At 32.9% G+C, this 26560-nt stretch carries 22 protein-coding genes; 17 read left to right on the top strand and 5 right to left on the bottom strand.

Annotated features, from left to right (window positions below):
• Positions 1-53: 53 nt before the first annotated feature.
• The 15 genes from wecB (V7Z48_RS03125) (at position 54) to V7Z48_RS03055 (ending at position 19720) form a co-directional block, all read left to right on the top strand.
• Positions 54-1181 (top strand): non-hydrolyzing UDP-N-acetylglucosamine 2-epimerase, encoded by a 1128-nt coding sequence (gene wecB, locus V7Z48_RS03125; protein ID WP_334111933.1) that lies wholly within the window; start codon positions 54-56, stop codon positions 1179-1181.
• Positions 1182-1183: 2 nt separating this feature from the next.
• Positions 1184-2398, top strand: a complete 1215-nt coding sequence (wecC, locus tag V7Z48_RS03120) for a UDP-N-acetyl-D-mannosamine dehydrogenase (RefSeq protein ID WP_334111932.1) — start codon at positions 1184-1186, stop codon at positions 2396-2398.
• 25 nt (positions 2399-2423) lie between these two features.
• Positions 2424-3893, top strand: a complete 1470-nt coding sequence (locus V7Z48_RS03115) for an MBOAT family O-acyltransferase (RefSeq protein WP_334111931.1) — start codon at positions 2424-2426, stop codon at positions 3891-3893.
• A gap of 2 nt (positions 3894-3895) precedes the next feature.
• Complete coding sequence (locus tag V7Z48_RS03110) at positions 3896-5818, top strand: hypothetical protein (RefSeq protein WP_334111930.1); 1923 nt, start codon at positions 3896-3898, stop codon at positions 5816-5818.
• 28 nt (positions 5819-5846) lie between these two features.
• Positions 5847-7088, top strand: a complete 1242-nt coding sequence (locus V7Z48_RS03105) for an O-antigen ligase family protein (RefSeq protein ID WP_334111929.1) — start codon at positions 5847-5849, stop codon at positions 7086-7088.
• The gene (locus V7Z48_RS03100; protein ID WP_334111928.1) at positions 7081-8265 is read left to right on the top strand and encodes a lipopolysaccharide biosynthesis protein; all 1185 of its coding nucleotides are present in this window, start codon (positions 7081-7083) and stop codon (positions 8263-8265) included. The genes V7Z48_RS03105 and V7Z48_RS03100 overlap by 8 nt, the downstream gene beginning before the upstream one ends.
• 371 nt (positions 8266-8636) lie before the next feature.
• Positions 8637-9446, top strand: a complete 810-nt coding sequence (locus V7Z48_RS03095; RefSeq protein ID WP_334111927.1) for a hypothetical protein — start codon at positions 8637-8639, stop codon at positions 9444-9446.
• Positions 9427-10203: a LamG-like jellyroll fold domain-containing protein gene (locus tag V7Z48_RS03090; protein WP_334111926.1), complete on the top strand. Its 777-nt coding sequence runs from the start codon at positions 9427-9429 to the stop codon at positions 10201-10203. The genes V7Z48_RS03095 and V7Z48_RS03090 overlap by 20 nt, the downstream gene beginning before the upstream one ends.
• The gene (locus V7Z48_RS03085; RefSeq protein ID WP_334111925.1) at positions 10203-11423 is read left to right on the top strand and encodes a hypothetical protein; all 1221 of its coding nucleotides are present in this window, start codon (positions 10203-10205) and stop codon (positions 11421-11423) included. Before V7Z48_RS03090 ends, V7Z48_RS03085 begins: the two co-directional genes overlap by 1 nt.
• Positions 11424-11441: 18 nt before the next feature.
• Positions 11442-12473, top strand: coding sequence for a glycosyltransferase (locus V7Z48_RS03080; RefSeq protein ID WP_334111924.1), 1032 nt, complete (start codon positions 11442-11444; stop codon positions 12471-12473).
• 55 nt (positions 12474-12528) lie between these two features.
• Complete coding sequence (locus tag V7Z48_RS03075) at positions 12529-14679, top strand: Gfo/Idh/MocA family oxidoreductase (RefSeq protein WP_334111923.1); 2151 nt, start codon at positions 12529-12531, stop codon at positions 14677-14679.
• Positions 14648-15832 (top strand): delta-aminolevulinic acid dehydratase, encoded by a 1185-nt coding sequence (locus tag V7Z48_RS03070; protein WP_334111922.1) that lies wholly within the window; start codon positions 14648-14650, stop codon positions 15830-15832. Before V7Z48_RS03075 ends, V7Z48_RS03070 begins: the two co-directional genes overlap by 32 nt.
• Positions 15825-16562: a WecB/TagA/CpsF family glycosyltransferase gene (locus V7Z48_RS03065; protein WP_334111921.1), complete on the top strand. Its 738-nt coding sequence runs from the start codon at positions 15825-15827 to the stop codon at positions 16560-16562. Before V7Z48_RS03070 ends, V7Z48_RS03065 begins: the two co-directional genes overlap by 8 nt.
• Before the next feature lie 71 nt (positions 16563-16633).
• Entirely contained in the window at positions 16634-18040 is a 1407-nt protein-coding gene (locus tag V7Z48_RS03060; protein WP_334111920.1) for a UDP-glucose 6-dehydrogenase, read from the top strand.
• Between the two features lie 327 nt (positions 18041-18367).
• Positions 18368-19720, top strand: a complete 1353-nt coding sequence (locus V7Z48_RS03055; protein ID WP_334111981.1) for an undecaprenyl-phosphate glucose phosphotransferase — start codon at positions 18368-18370, stop codon at positions 19718-19720.
• Here V7Z48_RS03055 and V7Z48_RS03050 read toward each other — a convergent pair.
• The 3 genes from V7Z48_RS03050 to V7Z48_RS03040 are packed head-to-tail and all read right to left on the bottom strand — an operon-like array spanning position 19717 to position 23303.
• Positions 19717-20883 (bottom strand): glycosyltransferase family 4 protein, encoded by a 1167-nt coding sequence (locus tag V7Z48_RS03050; RefSeq protein WP_334111919.1) that lies wholly within the window; start codon positions 20881-20883, stop codon positions 19717-19719. The genes V7Z48_RS03055 and V7Z48_RS03050 overlap by 4 nt on opposite strands.
• Positions 20884-20889: 6 nt before the next feature.
• Positions 20890-21984: a non-hydrolyzing UDP-N-acetylglucosamine 2-epimerase gene (wecB, locus tag V7Z48_RS03045; protein ID WP_334111918.1), complete on the bottom strand. Its 1095-nt coding sequence runs from the start codon at positions 21982-21984 to the stop codon at positions 20890-20892.
• Entirely contained in the window at positions 21981-23303 is a 1323-nt protein-coding gene (locus tag V7Z48_RS03040) for a phenylacetate--CoA ligase family protein (RefSeq protein ID WP_334111917.1), read from the bottom strand. The genes wecB (V7Z48_RS03045) and V7Z48_RS03040 overlap by 4 nt, the downstream gene beginning before the upstream one ends.
• 84 nt (positions 23304-23387) lie before the next feature.
• Between V7Z48_RS03040 and purD the strand changes: the two genes are divergently transcribed.
• A complete protein-coding gene (gene purD, locus V7Z48_RS03035; RefSeq protein ID WP_334111916.1) occupies positions 23388-24659 on the top strand; it encodes a phosphoribosylamine--glycine ligase in 1272 nt (423 codons plus the stop codon).
• Here the strand turns inward: purD and V7Z48_RS03030 are convergent.
• A complete protein-coding gene (locus V7Z48_RS03030) occupies positions 24654-24881 on the bottom strand; it encodes a DUF6341 family protein (RefSeq protein ID WP_334111915.1) in 228 nt (75 codons plus the stop codon). The two genes, purD and V7Z48_RS03030, sit on opposite strands and share 6 nt — an antisense overlap.
• 44 nt (positions 24882-24925) lie before the next feature.
• Here V7Z48_RS03030 and V7Z48_RS03025 point away from each other — a divergent pair, with 44 nt between their 5' ends.
• Positions 24926-25852 (top strand): DUF6427 family protein, encoded by a 927-nt coding sequence (locus V7Z48_RS03025; RefSeq protein ID WP_334111914.1) that lies wholly within the window; start codon positions 24926-24928, stop codon positions 25850-25852.
• Here the strand turns inward: V7Z48_RS03025 and upp are convergent.
• Positions 25841-26500, bottom strand: coding sequence for a uracil phosphoribosyltransferase (upp, locus tag V7Z48_RS03020; protein WP_334111913.1), 660 nt, complete (start codon positions 26498-26500; stop codon positions 25841-25843). The two genes, V7Z48_RS03025 and upp, sit on opposite strands and share 12 nt — an antisense overlap.
• Positions 26501-26560 lie beyond the last annotated feature (60 nt).

Here is a 26560-nt window from a genome sequence, read left to right as displayed (position 1 = left end):
TTTGCCCCAAACATCAATGATCAAATCTACTAAAAAGACATAAAGTTTAATTGATGAAGAAGAAAAACCTTATCATCTTTGGAACCAGACCAGAAGCAATTAAAATGGCGCCTTTGGTGAAAGAATTTCTAATAAACCAAGATAAATTCACAACCAAAATATGTATCACTGCTCAACATAGAGAGATGCTTGATCAGGTGTTGGATTTTTTTGAATTAACACCAGATTTTGATATGGATTTAATGAGGCCAAATCAAAATCTATTTTCTTTAACGGCTGATATCATAACAGGATTAAAGCCTATTTTAGAAGAATTTAAGCCTGATTATGTATATGTGCACGGCGACACCACAACCACTATGGCCGCAAGCATAGCCGCCTTTTACTCGGGAGCTAAAGTATGTCATGTAGAGGCAGGACTAAGAACTTTTAATAAACGTGCACCATTTCCAGAAGAAGTTAACAGAAGTGTTACAGGAAGCATTGCAGATTATCACTTTTCACCCACTGAGACATCAAAAAACAACTTACTAAACGAAAATATCAGTTCAAAAAATATTCTTGTCACAGGCAATACTGTTATTGATGCACTTCAGTATAGTATTACCAAGGTATCCTCAGCTAGTTTCCAGGATCAGGAAACCGAACTGGTGAAGGGAATTTTAAATCCCAAAAAGCGTCTTATTTTGGTAACTGGTCACAGACGAGAAAATCATGGACAAGGATTTATAAATATCTGTAATGCCTTAAAACAAATTGCTTCAGAGAATCAGGACACACAAATAATCTATCCGGTTCATTTAAATCCAAATGTGCAGAAACCAGTTTATGACATTCTTAAGGATGTTTCAAATATTCATTTAATTAACCCAATTTCGTATCCAGCATTCGTTTGGTTAATGAGTAAATCCTATTTAATTATAACCGATAGTGGTGGTGTACAAGAGGAAGCCCCAAGTTTAGGAAAACCAGTTCTTGTTATGAGAGATACAACAGAGCGCCCCGAGGCTGTAGATGCAGGAACGGTTTTATTGGTAGGGACAAATTCAGAAAAAATAGTTTCAAAAACGAATAAATTATTAAATGATAATGTGTTTTATAACAGCATGAGCATGTTACACAATCCATACGGTGACGGAACCGCATGTAGTAAAATAGTTGAATTTATATCAAAGTTATAAATATGAATACAAAACCCCAAGTAGTCATGATGGGCTTAGGCTATATAGGCTTGCCAACAGCAGCATTAATTGCAAAAAATAACACCTATGTTCATGGCGTTGATATCAACCCAAATGTTGTTGATACCATTAATGCGGGAAAAATTCACATCATCGAACCGGAGCTGGATGCTGCGGTGGCTAAAGCAGTGGCTAACGGATTTTTAAAAGCAGATACGAAACCAACGGAGGCTGATGTATATATTATAGTAGTGCCAACGCCATTTAAAGCTAAGAACGAGCCAGATATTTCCTTTGTAGAAGCGGCTACAAAAGCCATTATTCCATTTTTAAAGCCCGATGATTTATACATTATAGAATCGACCTCTCCAATTGGAACAACCGAGAAAATGATGCAATTCATTTATTCAGAACGCATAGACCTAAAAGACAAACTAAATATAGCCTATTGTCCAGAGCGTGTTTTACCAGGCAACGTGATGTATGAATTGGTTCATAACGATAGAGTAATTGGTGGCATCAACGAAAAATCAACACAAAAGGCTATCGAATTTTATAAGCAGTTTATAAAAGGCGATTTGCACGAAACTAATGCACGGACAGCAGAAATGTGTAAACTGGTTGAAAATTCATCGCGAGATGTGCAAATTGCTTTTGCGAATGAGTTGTCATTAATTTGCGACAAAGCCGATATTAACGTTTGGGAGTTAATTAAGTTGGCGAACAAACATCCGAGGGTAAATATATTACAACCAGGTTGTGGCGTTGGTGGTCATTGTATAGCAGTTGATCCCTATTTTATAGTGTCGGACTACCCTATGGAATCAAAAATTATAGGAACAGCCAGAGAAATTAATAATTATAAATCGTTTTGGTGTGCGGAGAAAGTACAAACCGCCAAACTTCAATTTGAGCTGAAACACGGTCGTAAACCAAGTATTGCATTAATGGGTTTAGCCTTTAAACCCAATATTGACGATTTAAGAGAATCCCCAGCAAAATATATTGTTCAGAAAGTATTACAAAATGCCAATAACGAAGAATATTTTATTGTGGAACCAAACATAGAATCGCACAAGGTATTTAAATTAACAGATTACAAAACGGCTGCTGATAAAGCCGACATTATTGTATTTTTGGTGGCGCACAAAGAGTTCAAGACTTTGAATATCCAATTAAACAAAGAGGTTTTGGATTTTTGCGGGGTTAACATTTAAAAGGATATAACCAAAAGAAGTTAATATGTTATTTAACTCAATTGATTTTGCGATATTTTTTCCCGCAGTATTCATTCTTTACTGGATTTTTGCTAAACATTTAAAAGCAAGAAATACACTGATTTTAATTTCGAGCTACGTATTTTATGGTTGGTGGGATTGGCGCTTTCTTTTTCTAATTATTATTAGCTCTTTTGTTGATTATTACGTAGGGAAATGGTTATATAGAACAGAAGATTCAAAAAAAAGAAAAGGGCTATTACTTATTAGCCTTTTTGTAAATTTAGGTTTTCTAATCTATTTTAAATACACCAATTTTTTTATTGAAACGTTTGTTGATTCGTTTAAACTGTTTGGTAGAGACCTCGAGGTATCAACTTTAAACATTATTTTACCAGTTGGAATTAGTTTTTATACGTTTCAGACCCTTAGTTACACAATAGATATATATAGAAAACAATTAAAACCTACTAGAGACTGGTTGTCCTTTTTTGCTTTTGTTGCATTTTTTCCTCAGTTGGTTGCAGGACCTATTGAAAGAGCTTCACATTTACTCCCACAATTTTATAAGACGTATAAATTTAATTATAATCAGGTTAAGTCTGGATTATTATTAATGGCGTTTGGTCTATTCAAAAAAATGGTAATTGCTGATAGACTGGCAATATTGGTTAATCAGGTTTATAATAATCCCTCTGATTATCATGGCGTAGAAATTGTGATTGCGACAGTTTTTTTCGCGTTTCAAATATATTGTGATTTTTCAGGATATTCAGACATAGCTATTGGTCTTGCTAGAACAATGGGTTTTGATTTAATGAAAAACTTTGATAGTCCGTATTTATCCAAATCTATTACAGATTTTTGGCGACGATGGCATATTTCCTTATCAACTTGGTTTAGGGATTATGTTTATATCCCTTTGGGCGGCAGCCGTAACGGAAAGTATAAAACGTATGTCAACCTGTTTATCGTGTTTTTAGTAAGTGGCCTTTGGCATGGAGCCGCGATGACTTTTATTATTTGGGGAGCTATCCACGGGTTTATTATTGTTTTTGAAAAGGCGTTTTACAAGCAACGCCTAGAACTTTTCCAATTATTAAAGATTAATAAAGACAGTTTTCTTAACAAAATAATATTTATACCTCTTATTTTTATCATTGTTTGCTTTGCTTGGATTTTTTTTAGAGCTAATAGTTTTGGAGATTCAATAATTGTTGTAAAACACCTTTTTGTAAATAACTTCTCAAATCTTTCCAACGACAAAATATATGAGCTAGGTTTAAATAAGCCCGATTTTTTACTTTCAATTAGCCTCATAGTTTTATTGGTTTTATTTGAATGGACCCATAAAAAGCTAAATATTCAAAGAAGGTTAAGTAATCAGTTTATAGCTGTGCGTTGGGCAACATATTTAATGATAGGTTTTGCAATAGTACTATTTGGAATTTATGGAAATGACCAAGTTTCTGAGTTTATTTATTTTCAATTTTAACCATGAAAAAATTATTTTTTAAAAGCATTGCCTTATTTGTTTTACTAGTTTTTTTAATAATGGTATTTAATGTTGCAGTCAACACCATTATTTCTAACAATGTTGATTTTAGTATAAACGATCATACAAAGTATGTGGTTTTTGGCCATTCTCACTCAGAAAGCGCTATAAATGATTCATTAGTTTCAAATTTAGAAAACCTGTCAAAATCTGGAGAATCATATTATTACATGTATCCAAAGGTTAAGAACGTGATAAACCAAAACCCCAACATCGAATATGTATTAATCGATTTTTCAAACAATCAAATCGATAGCGCGATGGATGATTGGATTTGGGGCGATAATTATCTTTCAAATAGATATTTAACTTATGCGCCATTTATTAGTAACACAGCTCAATTAACAATTTTAAAAAATAATTTCTTTGGTTTTTTGGAGTATTTTCCAGTTTCTTTAAAGAGAAATTTTAAAAGAGTTATTGATAATGAGTACTATTTTTCAAAATTTGAAAAGTTAGGCGGCTATAATTATCTTGTTAGGGATAAAACCGATTCATTAATTAATGCCGTAGGCAATAAAGCATATAAGCCAAATTTAAACAATGAGATCTCAAATTCAAATATTGAATATCTTGAAAAAATTATTTCATTTTGTGAAGCAAACAATAAGAAAGTCATTTTATTTAGAAGTCCTCAACACAAACTAAATCCGGAGCTTAGAAATGAAATAAAGTTTAAAGAGATATTGCAAACAAAGTTCTCCAACTTAGATTTTCTTGACTTTAATGACTTTCCACTCGACAACATAGAGTTTGGAGATTTTGGGCATCTTAATTTTAGAGGAGCCAAAATATTTTCCCTTTGGTTAGATTTAAGAATTAAGGAAGCGTTATTAGAAAAATCAAATAAAAATGAAATGGTTAAAAATCAAATCAAACAATTTGGCCTTCAAGATAGAACTAATTTAATGTCTTACTACGATCAAAAACTAGTTGAAAACAAAAAATTGTTAATGAACAATATTTTATCTAAAGGAAATTCATTTGACACTAAACATACATTTTTAGAAGGTTTTAAGTCGAACAAGTTGTTTTTTTATTCCGATAATAATTTTAGGTATATGGCAATTGAATTTTCTGGTGATAATCCTATGGAATTGCTAAAGGACAAATCTTTTGGAGTACATGGGATTATTTACGACAAGGATTTTGATTTACTCCCTAGTTGGGTTAAAGCTAAAAAGTCGAATAGACTCACTTGGAAAAGTGATTTTGAAATTTATAACATAGAAGACAAAAGCTATATGTTTTTAACATTAAAAAAGGATTGTGAAATAGAAGATTTTAAACAATTAAGAATTTTTTTAATGGATGAAATCGAATATAAAGGCACTATTGGTAATCCAATGGAAATTGAACATTACAGCTTTAAAAAGGGATTATTAAATAAAAATGAGAATTCAATAAACGAAGTTACTTCAAAAATGGAAAAACTACTTACTACTGCAGTTCGAAAGAAGCTTAGTTTGCAGCTACAACATGTATTTTCAGAAGAACTTAAAAGTGTTGCTTTAATACCCTTTTCGGACGAATCTAATCAATATATAGCAATAGAATACACTAATGAGTATCCTGAAGAATTTTTGAAAGACAAAGCTTTGGGGATTCAAGCTCTAGCGTATGATAAGGATTTTGATTTATTACCCGATTGGGTGAAGCAAAAGGACGGTGCTAAATTTCTTAGTTGGAAATCTGATCCTGAAAGAGAAAGCTTTAACGGTAAATACTATATTATTTTAACGCTAGATAAAAAATGCAAAATAGATAAATGGGAACAATTGCGAATTTTTCTTATTAACAGAGATGAATATAAAGGAACAATCGGGCAACCACTTGAGATAAACAATGTTGAATTTAAAGGTTAAAGACATTCACAACACATCACACCTATTGTTGAAAGAAAACTTATCAAAAGTGAGGTTTTTATCACTATTGATGGCCGTTTTCTTTTTGCCAATACATATTAATTTAAATAACATTTTCCTGTTAATCTTTATCATTACTAGTGTATTTATCGCATCATTAACCCCCAAGATGGCGTTAGAGAATATAGCTAAAAATAAAACCTTGTTATTTTTTATTTCCATTCCTTTTACCTTAAATTTTATGGGGCTTTTATATACTGATGAATTATCTCGTGGGATAGATTATACCGTTAGAGCCCTACCCTTTTTTCTAATACCATTAATCGCTATTTTAAGCCCACAAGTATTTGTAACTAATTACAAAAAAATGGGTTATGCTTTGATTTTAGGTTGTTTGATTGTGGCTATTTGGAGTTGGTTTTTTTCTGTTCAATCACTTTTAGAGGAAGGAAGGCCATTTAAGGAATTGTTTGGGCCTCTTTATTCTAACCATAATTTGTTAAGGAATTTGGATATGCATCCTACATACCTATCCATTTTTATTTACTCAGCGATAGGTTTTATAGTGTTAGAATTTGGACATTTTAAAAAATTCAAGAAAATATTTTACGGTATTATAATTTTTGTATTGCTGGCCTTTATGATTCATTTACTATCCAGAGTTGCAATATTTTATTTTATTTTTTCAAGTTTAGTATATTTTATTTACAAAAAGTATTGGGTACTATTAGCGGGATTTGCAATTATTTTCATACTTGTTTTTGCGTATGCCTATAGTACACCTCAAAATTATTTAAGGGATAGACTTATTTACAACCTAAATTTATTCGAGAAGAAAACGCAATTCAGTAAAAAAGATGACCGTTTTGACAGACTTTCTGCATCATATGAAATTTTTAAAGAAAGACCAATTATTGGCTATGGAACAGCTGCCGAAAGTAAGTACAGAAGAGCCATCTTCAAAAGAAACAAAGACACTGTGGCTTATAATGAGAACTACAATGCCCATAATCAATTCATGGAATATTTGAGCACTTTTGGAATAATAGGAGCTTTGGCTTATTTGCTGTTTTTCGGGAGGTTGTTTTACCTTGTTTACACAAATAAACAAGTATTTTTAGGGTTTTTACTCACGGGGGTTTTTTTAGCATGTGTAACCGAGTCTGTTTTTGAACGATCATGGGGTGTAATCTATACTTCATTTGTGATTGCTTTTATTGTTTCTTTTATATTGCATAACAATAGTCTAAAACAAAATCAAGTTGCTTAAAAAGCTAAAATCAAACAAGAAATATTTAGTTTACGGCTTATCTATAATTTTTAGTCGTGGCCTTGAATATTTCGTTTTGTTTTATGCTGCGAAGTATTTATCGAAGCAAGACTATGGAACCCTTGAATTTTATAAAAAAATTATAGAGTTAGGCGCTGTAGCTTTGGCATTTGGTTTACCTAGCCTACTGTTAAGCTATACGCGAAGTGTTGGTAGTAAAATCAACTTAACATTTTTGTCTTTTTTATTTATTTCTGCACTGGCTTTGGCGGTTGCGCCTGTGCTTTATTATTTCAACTATCAGTTTTTACTAGTTCCAATTCTGTTTCATGCAGTGTTTTTTAATAATGGTATATTGCCTGTATATTTTATTACCAATCGTGGAAGTACTGCGGCAGCCATATATAAATCAGTAATATCTATTGTATTTTACAGCATAGTTTTCACAATATTATTAGTGTCCGAAAACAAAAGTTTGGCATTCGTAAACGTGAACTATTTTATTTTACCCTTGGGCTTGCTGTATCTATTTAAAGTTTTTTGGAATGCAGATATTTCTAAGCGCTTTTTATGGAAATATTTTAAATTATTTCAAAAATTATTATTGAGTTCTTTAACCTTGGTGTTGAGCAATTTTGCGAACATTATGTTTCTTTATACCGATATTTTAATTATCGAGCTAATCTCATCTAATTCCAAAGTGGATATTGCAGATTATAGTTTTGCATTAAACTTATGCAATATGCTCATATTAATACCGTTAACTATGGTTCAGGTTGAAATAGAGACAATTAAAAAAACCAAAATGGTTAATGCGCTTAATTCAAAAATTCTAAAAAACATAACAATGTTTGCGGTTGTTGTTATAATAGGATACTTGTTTTTAATAAACACTTTTTACCAGAATTTCCAGTCTACATTATGGTTGTTTTTCGTAATATTAGTTGCAAAAGTGTTTCAGGCACATGGCGTTTTACTTGGATCGTATCTATTGGTTATTAAAAAATTCAGGCTTAATCTTTATATCAACATTTTTGCTCTTTTCTTTAATATCATAGCGAGTATTCTTCTGTTTAAATTCTTTGGTCTTATCGGAATTGCACTCGCCAGTATATTATCTTTATCTGTTAGATATGCTTTATTAAGATATTTTTCTAACTATTTTGGAGCAAAATGAAGAAGATTATTTCTATAACTGTTACTGTTTTTTTTCTATTAATTTTAGTAACAGATCTACATTATAAATTTCTTAAAAGAGAAGCTATAGAAAGTTTCAAGTTTACGCTTGTTTCAAAAGCTACAATAGGTTTAATATTGACAGTTTTTGTAGTTATGCTAAACCCTATTAAAAAGCATATAAAGAGTTATACTGTACTTATATCTCTTATTATTTGTGTCGGTATATCGAATTACTTTTCATATAAATCAGGAGCAGATATAAATCAAGCTATTTATATTCAAGCGCAATATCTGTTTGGCATTATAGTGATGTTTTTTTTCTTAAATAACTTTAATTTTTTGGATTTTAATTATTTGGAAAAAGTTGTGATGGCATTCATAATTATAAATTTCACCTGTATTTTAATCGGCTATTTTTATGATTATAATTTATTTAAAACTTATATGACAAGATTTGGTTATAACGGCATTTTTAAAAGCACCTCTGAAGCATCGTATTTTTACATGTTTACATTTATTTTGTATTTAAATAAAAAACAAAGTGTAAAACAACATTTTCTGCTGGCACTTATTATAGTATCTTCTTTAATGGTGGGAAGTAAAACACTTTACTTTTATTTATTTGTATCATTTATTTATATGCTTGTATTGTTTCTTACGCGACGAGTCAACCTTAAACCTGCGGCTTTATTTTCAATTATTTCTGGAATGTTTATAATTTCTGGATTTGTCATCATGAAATTTATTTTGCCGCTTAACTATAGACTCTATGCTCTTTACCAAGAAGATGGTTTTATTACCTTGTTTTTTTCTTTAAGAGATAAGCTATTGTTAAATGCAATTGAAATTATTGAGCAACATTACAGTTTGATAAATTACCTTTTTGGAGGCATGGCATTTGTTCCAAAAACCACTGAATTGGGCATTGTAGACCTGTTTATAACCTTCGGTGTGATAGGAATTATTATATATTTTTATTTCCTCAAGTTAAACTTTCCTAAATTGAATAATTCTAACGTGAAAGTTTTAGGAACAATTATTTTAGCCTCGATAGTACTGCGCGGCAATTTCTTTTATTTTCCCTCGGTTATATTCTTGTCTTTGGCTATTTTTGCGTTGATATTAAATCAATCAAAAAAAAAATTAATTCCAACAGGTTATGAAAGTAATTGCATATAGTTTTATTTTATTATTTGTTCTTCTTTCTTGTAAAAATGAAAATGCGGCAAAAACTATTAAAGAGAGCGCTCAAAACGCAGAGACAAAACAAGCATCTCTAAACGAATCTATGGTTTTAGAAATGAAATTGTTGTCAAGACCTTCTGAAAATATTGAATTAAAAAACCTTGATTTCAATAATGATGTGGCCACATTTTTTGGTAATCAAGAAGATTCTTATATAAAAATTCCTGAAGTAAACTTAGATCTCAGCAATCCTTTTAATGTTAGTTTTTCTTATAATACCAATAGTGAAGATGGTTCTAAACCTCAAACTTTCATTGCGTTTGTAGATAAATATTCTTCACCAGCAAGAACAATCCCATTGTATATTTACACAGCAGGTAAGAGAATTACTGGTGTTTATGGTGATCAAACCTTGTGGGCCAATAATTATGATAGAACTCAAGGAGAATCAAAGACATATTTTGATTCCTATCAACTTAGCGCAAACGAGTTTTATTTTATATCGATTAACTTTACAGGAAACACTTTAGAAGTCTATGTTAATTCAGAACTTTATACTTCTTTTAAAAACATTAATCCTCACGGGTTAAAATTCGAAAATGTGATAATTGGATCCTTAACTCAAGGTTCAGATTATGTGTCTCCGTTTAAAGGCATGCTCTATGGGCTTAAAATTTTTAATAAATCACTTTCGATGGCTGAAATCGTTGAGGTTTATAACGCACAACCCTACGTAGATGCCGTTAACTAATGAAAACAACTTTAAAGGTTAACCTTTTTAAACTTCACTTTAATGTTATTGTTGTTTTACTAGTAGTAAAGTTGTTGTTTTCTTATTTGTTGGTAAGGCTTAGTTATTTTCAGAGGCATTTAAAAGGTAATAGCGAATCATATAATTTTTTAGGGGTACCAACTGAGTTGTCAAACAGCATAGAGTATTTATTATTACCTGTTTTAATCTTGTTCGTTTTTTTTTATAGAAAATGGGCTAAATTCAGTGTTAGAATTATACTGTTTTTAGTAATAATGGCGGTCTTAAATATTATAACGGGATTAATTAATGATGTATCGTTTCTCGGATCCCTTACTTTTACTTTAAAAATTTTTTCGCCTATTCTCCTATTTTGTTCTTTAGTTATATACCACAATAAAACAGACTTGGACTTGAAAAAATTATTAATAAGGTTTTTCAAGCTTTGTATATTTTTAACAATAATTGCAATTTTTCAGTTTAACCCAACCTTTAATAGGCTTACTAATTATCTTCCTGTATATTTTGATAGCATTCATACTCACAATTATATTTTAGTGAGCATTTTTATAGGAGTCAGTTACTTTATATATCGCAACAATAAAAGTTATCAATTAATCTTATTTTTTGCAATTTCATTTGCTTTTTTACTTATCGGTTATAATGTTAGAACGGCACTTATTATGTACTTAATTTATATTATTGCAATGTTGTTTTTGGTTTCAGATTTATTTAAGTATTTGTTAGTTAAATTAGCAATTTTTGTTCCTCTTTTTATCATTTTAGGGTTTTTTGTGAAGTCTGAAGTAGATTTAACGGAAGTTTCCTCAGGACGAACAACTATGTATGCTGATAAGGTAGAACAACTTTCAACTTATAATTTAAAGGATTGGCTTTTTGGAAGAGGCTACGGTTCAGACCTGATCTATACCGATGTATGGTGGTGGGATAAAAAAGGAGCTCACAGCGATTTTATTACTTTTGTGGTTGAAAATGGAGTTATTTATTTGTTAATATTTATAGTTCTTTTTATGTATCTTATAAGTTTAACTAAAAAGATTAACATTATATATACTATTACAATTTTATCTGCTTTGTTTTCGGGAATTATTAGTAATGGTGTCTTAGTGCGGCCATTGGCAAATTACGTGTTGTTCATGGTATTAGCGTATATATATATTGATATCAAACAAAGGCAAAACTTAAATTATCAACATTAAAATTAAAGCAAGATAGTCTTGAAAAAAAATATTTTACTCATAGGACCTTACAGCGCTGTTGGTGGTGTGAGTATTCATATAAAAAGACTCTCAAATTTACTTGCAAGTAATTTTACTTGTTTATACGTGGATGAATCACCTATTAAAGAAGACGAAAATGAGGTCTTTAACCTAAGGAGCCTTAATTTAATTAAGTATTTTAAATTAGTCAATAGATCAGATTACGTCCACATTCATTCTGGCCTTTGGTGGTTAAGAGCGTTTCATGTTTTAGTGTCAGGATTTTTATTTGGAAAAACAACAATTCTAACAATTCATTCTTTAGGTAAATCTAGGGGAAGAATTTCTTTGTTTGCAACTAAAGTTTCTGCATACTTGGCTACTCAAACAGTTGTTGTTAGTGAAGAAATATACGCAATAATCAATTGCAGAAAGGCTTTAATAAAACCAGCATTTATTCCGCCAAATATGAAAGAGGAAGATGACCTGCCATTTGAGGTATCACAGCTCCTAGACAATAATAAGTCAAAAAAAATTATAATCGGTAATGCATTTAAATTATCAATGTATGATGGATTAGATCTTTATGGGCTAGACTTACTGTTAGAATTAGCAATCAAAATCAAGCAATTTTCCCTCAACTATAAAATCATTTTTGTTGTTGCATCAGTATCAGAAAACGATTCATTATTGATAAAATATAAGTTACTTATAGAAAAAAATACTTTGGAAAGATATTTAACAATAATCCCTTACAAAATCTCGTTCGTAAGATTAATTTTAAGAAGTGATTTGGTTGTGAGACCGACGTGTTCTGATGGGGATGCATTGACCATTCGAGAAGCACTATTTCTCGGAAAACCGGTAATAGCATCAGATGTAGTAATTCGTCCCGAGAATACAATCCTTTTCAAAAACAGAGATGTAGACGATTTGTTTTTAACCGTCACAAGAGTTTTAGGAAATTTAAACGATGAATCTAAGGGGCTGAATGCAAATAAACATAACTTTGAAATACTAAAACAAGGTTTTATCAGCATTTACAAATAAAACAATTAATTAAGTTATTTGTAGGACTTGATTATAAAACCTAAAAACAAAAAATATGCAACAACTCACCCAAAAACTAGGATCCGGCGATATGGTTATTCAAGAAATTCCATATCCGCAATTGGGAAAAGGCATGGTCATTGTCAAAAATCATTACTCCATAATAAGCGCGGGTACCGAAGGCTCAACTGTTCAAGCTGCTCGTAAAAGTTTAATTGGCAAGGCAAAAGAGCGCCCACAACAAGTGCAGCAAGTTTTCGACACCCTTAAAAAGCAAGGTCCGCTACAAACATATAGAGCTGTAATGAAAAAACTTGATGCCTATTCGCCTTTAGGTTACAGTTGTGCAGGTGAGGTCATTGAAGTTGGCGAAGATGTCTCAGGTTTTGAAGTTGGCGACTACGTAGCTTGCGCTGGCGCGGGCTATGCCAATCACGCCGAAGTTGTTTCTGTTCCAGTAAATTTATGTGTAAAGCTAAATCAAAAAACAAATTTAAAAAATGCAGCCTACAACACTTTAGGAGCTATTTCTATGCAGGGTGTTAGGCAAGCAGATTTACGACTTGGTGAAAGTTGTGTGGTAATTGGTTTGGGGTTGTTAGGGCAGTTAGCTTGTTTAATTTTAAAAGCGTCTGGCGTAAATGTTATTGGTATAGATATTTCTGAAAATGCAGTTGAACTGTCAATTAAAAACAAGGTTGTTGATGCAGCTTTCGCTAGAGCCACAAATGGATTAGAAGAAAAGATTAACAATTTAACTAATGGAATTGGTGCAGATGCAGTTATTATAGCTGCCGCAACAACTAGTTTAGACCCAATTAATTTTGCCGGTGCAATTACTCGAAAGAAGGGTAAGGTAGTGATTTTAGGTGCTGTACCAACAGGTTTTGATAGAGATCCTTATTGGTATAGGAAAGAATTAGAATTAAAAATGGCATGTTCCTATGGTCCAGGCCGATACGATTTAAATTATGAGGAAAAGGGATTAGACTACCCTGTAGCCTATGTTCGTTGGACTGAAAAACGAAATATGGAAGCTTTTCAACAATTAATTGAAACACAAAAAATAGATATAAATTATTTAACAACACATACTTTTAAATTTGACGATGCTCCGCAGGCTTTTGATTTGGTGGTTAATAGAGCAGAACCTTTTATTGGAATAGCCTTAGAATATGACAATTCAAAAAAACATTCTAGAAGAAAGATAGTCTTAAATAGTGTTCAAACATCCGCTACTTCTGAAGTTAATGTCTCATTTATTGGTGCAGGTAGTTATGCACAAGGTAATTTACTACCCAACATTCCACAATCTTCAAAAATCAACAGAATTGGAGTAATAACAAATACAGGAACAAGCTCAAAAAGAGTTGCAGAGAAATTTGCCTTTAGCTTTTGTGCTTCTGATGAGGCCGATGTTTTAGACTCAAATACCAATACATTATTTATTGCTACTAGACATGATTCTCACGCTGATTTCGTAATTAAGGGATTAGAGCACAACAAAAATATTTTTGTAGAGAAACCTCTTTGTTTAAAGCAAGATGAATTAGAAAAAATTAAAAAGGTGCAATCACGTGTTCAGAAACCAATAATGATTGGTTTTAACAGACGATTTTCACCATATTCACAAATCATAAAGAAAAAAATTGGTAACGGACCAATTTCAATGATTTACAGAATTAATGCAGGTAAAATACCTGCCGATAATTGGATTCAGGACCCAACTATTGGTGGGGGTCGCATTTTAGGAGAAGCATGTCATTTTATTGATTATTTAACTTTTTTAAACGGAAGTTTGCCAAGCAAGGTTAGTGCATTAGCATTACCAGACCCAAATAGCTTAAACGATACCGTAAACATCTTAATTCAATTTGAAAATGGTTCAACAGGGGTTATTGCTTACTATGCTAATGGGTCTAAAAACTTAAGTAAAGAATATGTTGAAATTTTTTCTTCAGGCACAACAATCGTGTTAAACGATTTTAAATCGGTTAAAATATTCGGGAAAGGAAAAACATTTTCTAAAAGCTCACTAAATCAAAACAAAGGACAAAAGGAAATGATGACTCAGTATTTCGATTCATTATTAAACTCAGGTAATCCACTAATTCCAGTTCAAGAAATATTCAGAGTTACAACGGCATCATTTATGGTTTTAGAATCGCTAAAAAATGGAGGGAAACAAATCGAAATCATTGATTAAAAGTTCATTTTTAAAACTCAAAACCTACTGTGAGAACGCGTCCTTCAAAGGCTGGGATCCATACGACGGTTTGAATAGCTGGGTTATTCAAAAAACTCCATTAGGTAAATCGAGATTTTTAAGACTTGCATGGATTCAACTCTTTAAAAGAAACCCCATTAATCTCAGAGTGGTTTTTGGTATTAAAAAAGACTATAACCCTAAAGGATTGGGATTGTTTTTAATTGGCTATTGTAATCTTTATAAAGTTGAAAAAAAGCAAGAATATTTAGAAAAAATAAATGCGTTAGGTAATGAAATCCTTAGGTTAAAATCAAAAGGTTATGCAGGAGCTTGTTGGGGTTATAATTTTGATTGGCAAGCTCGAGCATTTTTTCAACCTAAATATACGCCTACGGTGGTGGCTTCCACATTTATTGGAGAAGCCCTTTTAGAAGCTTATGACATTACCAAAAATCAAGCCTTTTTAGATAATGCCATAAGTACAGCAGACTTTATATTGAAGGACCTTAACAAGTCCTATGATGACGACAAGGATTTCACTTTATCTTATTCGCCATTAGACCAAACTCAAGTGTTTAATGCGGGTTTGCTTGGCGCGAAATTGCTTTGTTTAGTCTATAAGCACACCAAAAATCAAAATCTATTAGATCAAGCAAAAAAAATCGTGTCTTATGTTTGTAAAAAACAAAAAATTGATGGCTCGTGGGCTTATGGAACCTTGCCTTTCCATCAATGGATTGACAATTTTCATACAGGGTATAATTTAGAATGTATTAAAGTGTATCAAAATATTTCAAACGACAATTCGTTTGAGAAAATTCTTCAAACAGGAATGAACTATTATTTAAATACCTTTTTTACTGACGAAGGAATATCTAAATATTACAATAACAAAATGTATCCTATAGATATTCACGCGCCATCTCAGTTGGTTGTAACCCTGTACAAATATGGAAATTTAACTGAACAAAAATTACTTGTTGACCAAGTACTCAGTTGGACAATTAATAATATGCAATCTTCGAAAGGGTATTTTTATTATCAAAAAAAGAAATACTTAACCTCCAAAATACCATATATTCGGTGGGCACAAGCATGGATGTTCTATGCCTTCAGTTATTATTTTCTAGAATTTCATAAAGATGAATAAGGTAGACATACTTAACACCAAAGTCAATAATTACACAATGTTGGAAACACTTCAATTAATTGAAGGGGCCATCAACAATAATAAGCAAATCCACCATGTTGTAGTTAATGCTGGTAAAATTGTTGACATGCAAACCGACCTACAACTTCGCAAGAGCGTAAATGAATCCGATTTAATAAATGCCGATGGGCAAGCGGTGGTTTGGGCCTCAAAACTTCTAGGGAAACCTTTAAAAGAACGTGTCGCAGGGATAGATTTAATGATTAATTTAGTACAATTGGCTCACGAAAAGAACTATAAAATTTTCTTTTTTGGGGCTAAAGAAGAAGTCGTTAAAAAAGTTGTGGAAACTTACTCTAATAAATTTTCGCCAAATATTGTCGCTGGTTATAGGAATGGCTATTTCAAAAAGGATGAAGAGCATAATATTGCAAAGCAAATATCAGACAGCGGTGCTAATATATTATTTGTTGCCATAAGTTCACCAACCAAAGAGCACTTTCTGTATGAAAATAAAAGCTTATTGCAAAACGTAAATTTTGTTATGGGAGTAGGCGGAAGTTTTGATGTAGTTGCAGGGAAGGTAAGGCGCGCTCCACTATGGATGCAAAAATCAGGACTAGAATGGTTCTATAGATTCTTGCAAGAGCCAAAACGTATGTGGAAACGATATCTGGTAGGTAACACAAAATTTTTACTTTTGGTTTTTAAAGAAAAGTTTAAACGCTAATTTGCTTTTATCTTAATCTGTTTGCTGAAGCTGATATTTGTGTTAACTTTACCCACTGAAAATTTAAACAAATGAATATTAAATCAATATGCTGTATTGGGGCGGGTTACGTTGGTGGTCCAACAATGGCTGTAATTGCGCAAAAATGTCCACATATCAAGGTAACGGTTGTAGATATAAACCAAGCGAGAATTGATTCTTGGAACGATAAGGACTTAACTAAACTCCCGGTTTTTGAACCCGGATTAGATGACATTGTTAAAGAACGAAGGGACAAAAATCTCTTCTTTTCAACAGACGTTGAACAATCAATTAACGATGCCGAAATGATATTTATATCTGTAAATACGCCAACTAAAACCTATGGAAAGGGAAAAGGTATGGCGGCCGATTTAAAGTATATTGAACTTTGTGCGCGTCAAATAGCGAAGGTTTCTAAACACAACAAAATTGTTGTTGAAAAATCAACGTTACCTGTAAGAACAGCTTCAGCTATAAAAAACATTTTAGATAACACAGGAAACGGTGTGGCTTTTCAAATTTTATCAAATCCTGAGTTTCTTGCTGAAGGAACCGCAATTTCAGATTTACTATCACCAGATCGCGTCTTGATTGGTGGCGACCCAAGTAAAGAAGGTCAAGAGGCAATGGAGGCATTAATGAGTATTTATGCAAATTGGGTTCCAAGGGAGCGTATTTTAACCACTAATGTGTGGTCTTCAGAATTGTCGAAGCTTACCGCCAATGCATTCTTAGCACAACGCGTTTCTTCTATAAACGCCATCTCCGAACTATGCGAGAAAACAGGTGCTGACGTCGCTGAAGTATCAAAGGCCATTGGTATGGATAGTAGAATTGGTTCTAAATTCTTAAAAGCCTCTGTTGGGTTTGGTGGCTCTTGTTTTCAAAAGGACATTCTCAATCTTGTTTATATTGCTAAAACATATGGCCTTGATGAGGTTGCTGATTATTGGGAACAAGTGGTATTGATGAATGAACATCAAAAGCAACGTTTCTCGGATAATATTGTAAGCACGCTATATAATACAGTTGCTGGTAAAAAGATTGCATTTTTTGGTTGGGCCTTTAAAAAGGACACCAATGACACCAGAGAATCCGCTGCCATTAAAGTTGCTGATAATCTTTTAAATGAACAAGCAAACATCTCTGTTTACGACCCTAAGGTTGCAGAGGAACGTATTTATGCAGATTTAGAATATTTAAATTCTCGTAGTGAGGATGAGACTAGAAAGTTACTGAAAGCTCAAAACGATCCTTATAAAGCATCTAAAGACGCACACGCGATTGCCATATTAACCGAATGGGACGAGTTTAAAAATTACGATTGGAAACGTATTTACGACAACATGTATAAACCGGCTTTTGTTTTTGACGGCAGAGGCATTGTTGATGTGGAAGCACTAGAAGCAATTGGCTTTAGTTGCTACAAAATAGGCAGTGGTCGCAATAGGGAATAATACCAGTATTTAATGTTATTAGGATAGTAATTATTATTGTTCCTTTTTACCTAGAATGACAAATTTCACTTTATGTTTTCAAATTAATTAAAGACCATATTTGTTGTTTAATATTTTGTCTGCATATAAGATTGCCCAAACCATAAACAGAATAGAATTCATAGTTTTCTTGAAATTATTAAAGATCAAATTACACAATGATTGTAAAATTAATTGAAATGTTTATCTTCGATTAGCTGATACATTTAAACCTTTAACCCTTTCAATGAATCAGTAAAAAACTTAACTCAACTAATTAATTAGATATTTTAAATAATAATCGTGAGCTTGTTCAAACACGGCAGATATTCTGGATTTTTAAGGCCAATTTCATATGGAATTGATTTGCTGATAATCAATATTTTAGCTCACGAATTTTTATTTGATGATTTAAATTCTTTTATTTTTGCGGTTTTCATATCTTTTTCATGGGTTATCTTATCTCTTGGATCTCAATTTTATGAAGTTTATAGATATACGCGAGAAGTTCGCATTTTGTCACTTGTTTTAAAACAATTTGTACTTTTTTTATTAATTGTATATGCGTTTTCGGGCTTTTTTAATGAATATGAATTACCGCCTATAGCAGTTGTAAAATATGCATTGTCAGTTTTTTTATTTATATCACTTTTTAAATTTTCAATCTATTATTTACTTCAAAAGTATCGTACTGAGTTTGGCGGGAACTACAGAAAAACCGTTATTTTCGGTTCAAATAAAAAAACTTTGGCTCTTGAGAAATTCTTCAAACAAAAACAAGAATATGGCTACGCCCACCAAAAAACCTTTGACGTTCGTAAAATTAGTGATGCAGAATTTGAACAGTGTTTTCGATTTATATTAGATAATGGTGTTGATGAAATCTACTGTTCAATTTCAGAACTATCTAACAATCATATAAACGACATAATCGATTTCGCAGATAATAATTTAAAAATTCTAAAATTCCTTCCAGATAATAAAGAGATCTACAGCAAAAAACTTAAATACGAATATTACGATTACATTCCAATTTTGTCTATGAGAAATATTCCCTTGGAGGAACCCATTAATCAATTAATCAAACGTAGTTTTGATGTCTTTTTCTCTTGTATCGTTATTGTATTCGTACTGTCGTGGCTCACCCCTATTATTGCATTTCTTATAAAATTGGAATCTCGCGGCCCTGTATTTTTCAAACAGGCTAGAAATGGATTTAATTATAGGGAGTTTGATTGTTATAAATTTAGATCTATGACGCCCAACAAGACAGCTAATTTACACCAAGCAACAAGAGGTGACCAAAGGATTACCAAGGTTGGTAAATTTATTCGTAAAACAAGTATAGATGAGCTACCTCAGTTTTTTAACGTGTTCTTTGGCGATATGTCGGTTGTAGGTCCACGACCGCACATGGTGAGTCATACTAATATGTATGCCAAACGTATTGATAAATTTATGGTACGCCATTTAGTTAAACCTGGCATTACAGGTTTGGCTCAGATAAGTGGTTACAGAGGAGAAGTAGAGAGTGATAAGGACATTATTGGGAGGGTAAGATATGATATTTTCTACATCGAAAATTGGTCAATTTTATTAGATTTAAAAATTATTTTCAGAACATTCCTAAACGTCGTCAAAGGCGAAGAAAAAGCCTATTAAACAATATCTATTAACTCCTTTAGCTGTTTGCTAAAATCGAAATGCAAGTTACTGGTTTCACGCAATTTTTGTTTCATTTCTAAGTCCAGAATGGTTAAGGTAAGATTGTTTATTTTAGAATTGAGAGCCTCATAATCACCTGATTCGGCAACCCAGCCCAATTCAAAGCGTTTTATAATCTCTTCACCTTCACCTCCGCCAAAATACAGAATGGGCAGACCAAGTTTGGCGTATTCAAATATTTTTGAAGGCACACTCCCGTAAATTCTGTTTAGTAACGGCACAATGGTAAGGTCATATTTTAACAGCTCATGGTGTAATTCGTTTCTGGATAGTTGTCCGTGGTAATAAATATTTTGTTTCGTAGTGTGTTTTAAATAAGCAGTTATAGAATCTTTTTCTTGTCCAGAGCCGTAAATATGAAATTCAATATTGCTGGTATCAATATATTCACACAACTTTAAAATACCTTGTGCAACTCCTAACAAACCTGCGTATACCAATTTAATTTTTCTGTTAATTTTGATAGGCTCTTCAGGTAACGGAGGCAATATAAAATCTGGGAAGTTGCGATAAAGAAAGCAGGTTTGTTGAGGCACTATACTTTTCACATGCTGAATAATTTCGTTACTTTGTCCCAGAATCAAGTCGGCTTTACGATAGTTAAAGCGTTCTATTTTTTCTAAAATATCAAAGCTCAAACCTTTTTTCATTGCCCTTAATTCTAATCCAGCTAATGGCCACAAGTCACTCACGTTTAAAATTAATTCACGCTTCTTTCTTCTTAAAAAAAACATAGAAGTAAAGGCAACAAGTAAAGGCGGTGATTGCACAATTACTGTCTTTGGAATTTTATTGCTTATAAAAAACCAAATCAAACTTATGCTGTAAGAAAGCATAGAAAATAGTCTCACAAACTTATTTTTTGAATTACTTGGATAAATCCACAGGCGATTCACCTCAACTCCATTTTCAACTTGCTTTTTTTTGTTTTTTGTTTTGTAAGCTTTAAATATCTTTCCTGTTGGATAATTCGGTAGTGGCGTAGCTAAGGATACTTTAAACCCATTTAGTGCCAAACCTTCAGCCAAATGACAAATTCTATTGGCGGCAGCCCCGGTTTCTGGCGGATAATAGTGTGTAATTATTAAAACAGGTTTCAAATGGGCTTACAAGTTATATAGTTCAATTAAGTAGTTTACAATTCTTTCCGAAGCATTTCCATCCCACAATTCAGGGATTTTACCTTCTTGCCATTGCCCTGAGAATAATCTGTCGAAAGCATTTTTTATATTATTCGCATCAGTGCCAACAAGCATATTGGTTCCAACAGTACAAGTTTCTGGTCGCTCAGTATTTTCACGTAAGGTCATACATGGCACATTCATAACGGTTGTTTCTTCCGTAATTCCACCTGAGTCGGTTAGCACCGCAAGTGCATGTTTCACTAAATAGTTAAACTCTAAATACCCCATGGGCTCCACTAAATGTAAATTTTCAAAACTTATTTTTAATTGCTCCATCATTTTTTTAGTTCGGGGATGCACGGGAAAAATTATTGGAAGTTTTGCGCTTGATTTTACAATTTGCTCAATTAAAATTTTCAGCTTTTCAGTTTCATCTACATTACTTGGTCTATGCAGCGTCAATACTAAATAGCCTTTTTCTGCAAGGCTTAAATTGTTCCAAAGTGCTGGTTGTTGAAAACGTTTTTCGTTGGCGCGCAACGTATCAATCATTACATTACCTACGAAAAATACCTTACTATCATCAACACCTAGTTTTTGAAGATTATGATTGGCATGTTTAGAGGTGGTAAAAAATAAATCGGTTAAACTATCGGTGACAATTCTATTAATTTCCTCGGGCATTCTCATATCTCCTGAACGGATACCTGCTTCAACATGTGCCACATCAACACCTGCTTTTTTGGCCACAATAGTGCAGGCCATGGTTGAAGTAACATCGCCAACTACCAAAACCAAATCACAGGGGTTTAGTTCTAACTCCTTTTCGAAAGCCTTCATGATTGCGCCAGTTTGTTCAGCTTGTGTACCGCTTTTCACTTCAAAATTGGCGTCGGGATGCGGAATGTTTAATTCTTCAAAGAAGTGACCGCTTAAATTTTTATCGTAGTGTTGACCAGTGTGTATAAGTCTGTATTGAATATTAAATCCTTCATTTTGTTTTGCTTGAACGACATGAATGATGGGTGCAATTTTCATGAAATTTGGTCTTGCGCCCGCAATAATGGTAATTTTCATAAGGTAGTTTTAAGTTGTGATGAAAATTGTTTCAATTTTCCACGGCTGCTTCGGTTTAAGTTTGAGGTTTGTTCAAACAAAATTACCAAACCAGGCTCTAAATAGCGTTCCATTTCAATTTTAATTTTTTCTTCTTGGGCAGCTTCAAGTGGCTGCCGACAGGTGTAGGTGATTTTGAAAGTATCTATTTTAAGTTGTTCAATTACAAATTCTTTTATATTACCATCATCTTCAATTATACTTTTGGTGATGTAATAAAAAGTCAACCCAGCAGCTTTTTTTCCACTGGGTAAAACGGCAATATCGTTGGTTCGGCCTATTAGTTTTTTAAGTGTTGGTTTTTTAAGACTACCATCTTCCGATAAAATACCAATGTCCCCAATATCGTAGCGTATAAAGGGATGCGCTTTGTTGAATAAGGACGTGATAACGATTCTTCCTTCCTGTCCGTTTGGTAGCAAATTGTCGTTTTCGTCTAAAATTTCAACATATAAGGTTTCGCTATTAATTTGCCATTGCCTGTTGGGGTTTTCAAAGGCTATTAAATCCAATTCCGATGCGCCGTATTCGTTGATTACTGGAACGCCAAATACCTTTTCCATAAGTTTTTTGTCGTCTTCAAATAGCATTTCTGAAGTTACAACACAAGCCTTTAAAGTCGGACAAATGGTTTTAAGATGAAATTTACCGCGCTCCAGAAATTTGGCAAATTGAACAATAGCACTCGTGTAGCCATTTATATAATCGAAAGAAGTAGTTCTAAATTTTTTAAGATGTTTGGTAAAGGCTTCGTCACTTAAATCGAAAACCGAAAATCGTTGGCGACCACTCAAAGCATCTTTTATTTTTTCCTTGGTAAAACCAGCAAAATCTAGAGGAATACCATAAAATCTGGCTTGTTTGGAGCTATTAAAATCAATATCATACCAACTAAATCTCTGTTGGATAACGGCCCAGGTTAAGGCATGGCAAAATTTGTCTTTAGCAAAAATAAACGGGTCACCTGATGATCCAGACGTTTTATTGATGTAGGAATTCACTGATTTATGTCCGGTACTCAATCTATTTTGTAACGGTTGTTGTAAATCGGATTTTGTCATTACAGGAATGTCTTCCCAATGATCAAAATTGTTTTTCCCGTTTGTAAATTGAATGTAAAATTGGTTATTTTTTAAGTGAAAATCTAATATGTCCTGTTTTTGTTGATTTAGGAAATCACCAAAGTCGTCTTCGGTTTTTGCATTAATGCTTTGCAAATACCGCCGTGCCTTTTTTATAGGAAAACCTTTTAGTTGAAGAGTTAAATCAAATAGTTTCAAGACTTGTTGGCTTTATCAATGTTTTGGTAAATTAATTATATTTTAAGCCTAAAAGCAATTATTTTTGCTTAAACAACAAAAATTATGCGCATTTTAATTCTCGGTTCTGGTGGAAGAGAACACGCTTTTGCATGGAAAATTAATCAGAGTAATCACTGCACAAGGCTATTCGTAGCTCCAGGAAACTCTGGCACATCAACCATAGCCGAAAATATAAATATTAGTATAACCGATTTTGAAGCTATTAAAAGCTTGGTTATAGATCAAAATATTGACATGGTAATTGTCGGTCCAGAAGACCCTTTGGTTTTGGGAATTCACGATTTTTTTCTTAATGACCCTCAGCTTAAAAACGTGGCCGTTATTGGTCCAGAAAAAGCCGCCGCCCAATTGGAAGGGAGCAAGGAATTTGCCAAAGCTTTTATGATGCGCCATAATATACCAACAGCAGCCTATCAAGCGTTTCACAAAAACAATATTGAAGAAGGCTATGCCTTTTTAGAAACTTTAAAACCGCCATATGTTCTAAAAGCCGACGGTTTAGCGGCCGGCAAAGGAGTGTTAATTTTAAACGAATTATCCGAAGCCAAATCAGAACTAAAAAAAATGCTTCTCGACGCCAAGTTTGGAGAAGCCAGCAGCAAAGTAGTAATTGAGGAGTTTTTAGATGGAATTGAGCTGAGTTGTTTTGTGCTAACCGATGGTGAAAACTATAAAATATTACCAACTGCAAAAGATTACAAACGAATTGGCGAAGGTGACACCGGTTTAAACACTGGCGGTATGGGTGCTGTTTCTCCGGTGCCATTTGCCGACAATATTTTAATGCAAAAAGTAGAAGAACGTATTGTAAAACCAACGGTAGAAGGTCTAAAAAAAGACAATCTGCCCTATAAAGGTTTTATTTTTATTGGTTTGATAAATGTTAGAAATGAGCCGAAGGTAATTGAATATAATGTGCGCATGGGCGACCCAGAAACCGAGGTTGTGTTGCCAAGGCTAAAAAATGATTTGGTTGAAATATTTCAAGCTATTCACCAACAAACATTAGATGAAATATCTATTGAAATTGACAGTCGTGCAGCTACCACCGTTATGCTTGTATCGGGCGGTTATCCTGAAGCTTACGAAAAAGGTAAAGAAATTAAAGGAATTGACGATGTAGAAGATTCTATTCTATTTCATGCTGGCGCAAATCTAGTAGATGGAAAAGTTCTAACTACCGGTGGCCGCGTTATGGCAATTACAAGTTATGGAGACACTTACGAAGAAGCCATAAAAAAATCTTATCAAAGCATTTCAAAATTGTGCTTCGATAAGATGTATTTTAGAAAAGATATTGGATTTGATCTATAGAAAAGAATGTGCTGAAATACTTTTGTTTTCAGCTTCAGTTTTATTGAAAATTTTCAACTGTTTCATCCAAAACATAAAGAATGAAAATCCGATAAGTATAAACATCCAAGTTGCTGCATTTGCTGCCCACCAACTTTCCAATTCTAAAGCTCTAAGGGCGTCAAAAGGGGCAAACAAAACGTTGACAAATAAATCTTGAATGGCATAAAAGAAATCCTTCATCTTTTTATATTTAAATTTGTGAAGCAAATATACAAACAATAAACATGTTATCAAGTTTTTTTAGTAAATCTAAACCTATTCATCTGGCAATTATTTGCTTCTTGTTAACTTTAGTTTTTGTGTTGGTGAAAATGCCGTATTTTTCTGAAAACAGCAGTTCCCTCAATTGGTATGGCAAGCAAATAGTACTTTTAGGCCTGAGTTTATTCACCCTATTTGTACTTGATTTTTTGGCAAGCCGAAACAAACTCACTAAGAAAAACAGCTATAAATTATTGTTTTTTGCATTGTGCGTAATCGCCATTCCAAAGTCATTATTGAACTCCGATATTTTGGTAGCTAATGTTTTTTTGTTACTCGCCATTAGACGATTGGTAAGTTTAAGGTCTCAAAAACAAATTATGAAAAAGCTCTTCGACGCTTCCTTTTGGATTTGCGTTGCAAGCTTGTTTTATTTTTGGGCCATTTTGTTTATAGCATTAGTGTTTGCGGCATTGTTTTTATTCAAAATAAATATACCGAAGTATTGGTTAATTCCTTTTACGGCGGTTATTACGGTGCTGATTTTGTTTACTTGCTACGCTTTGATTTTTAATATGGACTTGGTTTCTTATTTTGAAGAAAAACTGGTTTATAGTTTCAATTTTACAGGAATTGGTAGTAAACGGACCATGTTTGCTTTATCCCTTATGTTGGCCTATTATGTTTGGGGATTATTTTTTTATTTTGGAAAGATTAGTCAAGTTTCCCGAAGTTTAAAGGCGCCTTTTTATCTGATTTTTTTATCTTCAGTAATCGCGATTTTACTAACCATTTTAGTTCCTAATAAAACAGGAGGCGAATGGTTATTTTTCTTCACACCTTTTGCAATAATAATTACTAATTATTTAGAAGAAATAACAGAAAAATGGTTTAAGGAATCTTTGATTCTTGTATTTTTAGTAGTGCCGTTTTTAGCCTTATTGTTGTAGTTTTTCGCCATATGCAAGATCGCCAGCATCACCTAATCCTGGAATAATATATCCCTTATCATTTAATTCTTGGTCTACAGACGCAATCCACAAGTGCGTGCTGGAGTCGAAATACTTTGCAATAAAATCGATGCCTTGTTGCGCGCCTATGGCACAAACCAAATGCACTTCTTTGGGTTTTCCGAAGGGCATTAATGCTTCAAACGTTGCAACCAATGATTGCCCCGTTGCCAGCATCGGATCGGCCAAAATAAGTGTTTTGCCTTCAAGATTCGGGCAGGCTAGATACTCAACCAAAATCTCGAAACTCTCAGGTTGTTTTTGATGTTGCCTGTAAGCTGAAATAAATGCATTTTCGGCATGGTCAAAATAATTCAGTAAGCCGTGATGCAATGGTACTCCAGCGCGTAAAATGGAACACAAAACAATTTCGTTTTGCGGCTGTTCCATTTGGCAAAACCCCAACGGTGTTTCTACTTCTGAAGGTGCATATTTAAGAACTTTACTCATCTCATAACCCAATATTTCTCCAATACGTTCAATATTACGTCTAAAACGCATTCGGTCTTTTTGCTGTGTTACAGACCTAATTTCAGCAATAAAGGTATTTAGAATGGAATTCTGTTCAGAAATGTTATGTGTTTGCATAAGGCTTGACTTAAATGAGTCGTAAATTTAACTATTTACAAGTATATTTGTGTTTTAAAC

Source organism: Paucihalobacter sp., from assembly GCF_036825875.1.
Classification (GTDB): Bacteria; Bacteroidota; Bacteroidia; order Flavobacteriales; family Flavobacteriaceae; genus Paucihalobacter.
This window is presented reverse-complemented; position numbering and strand designations above follow the sequence as displayed.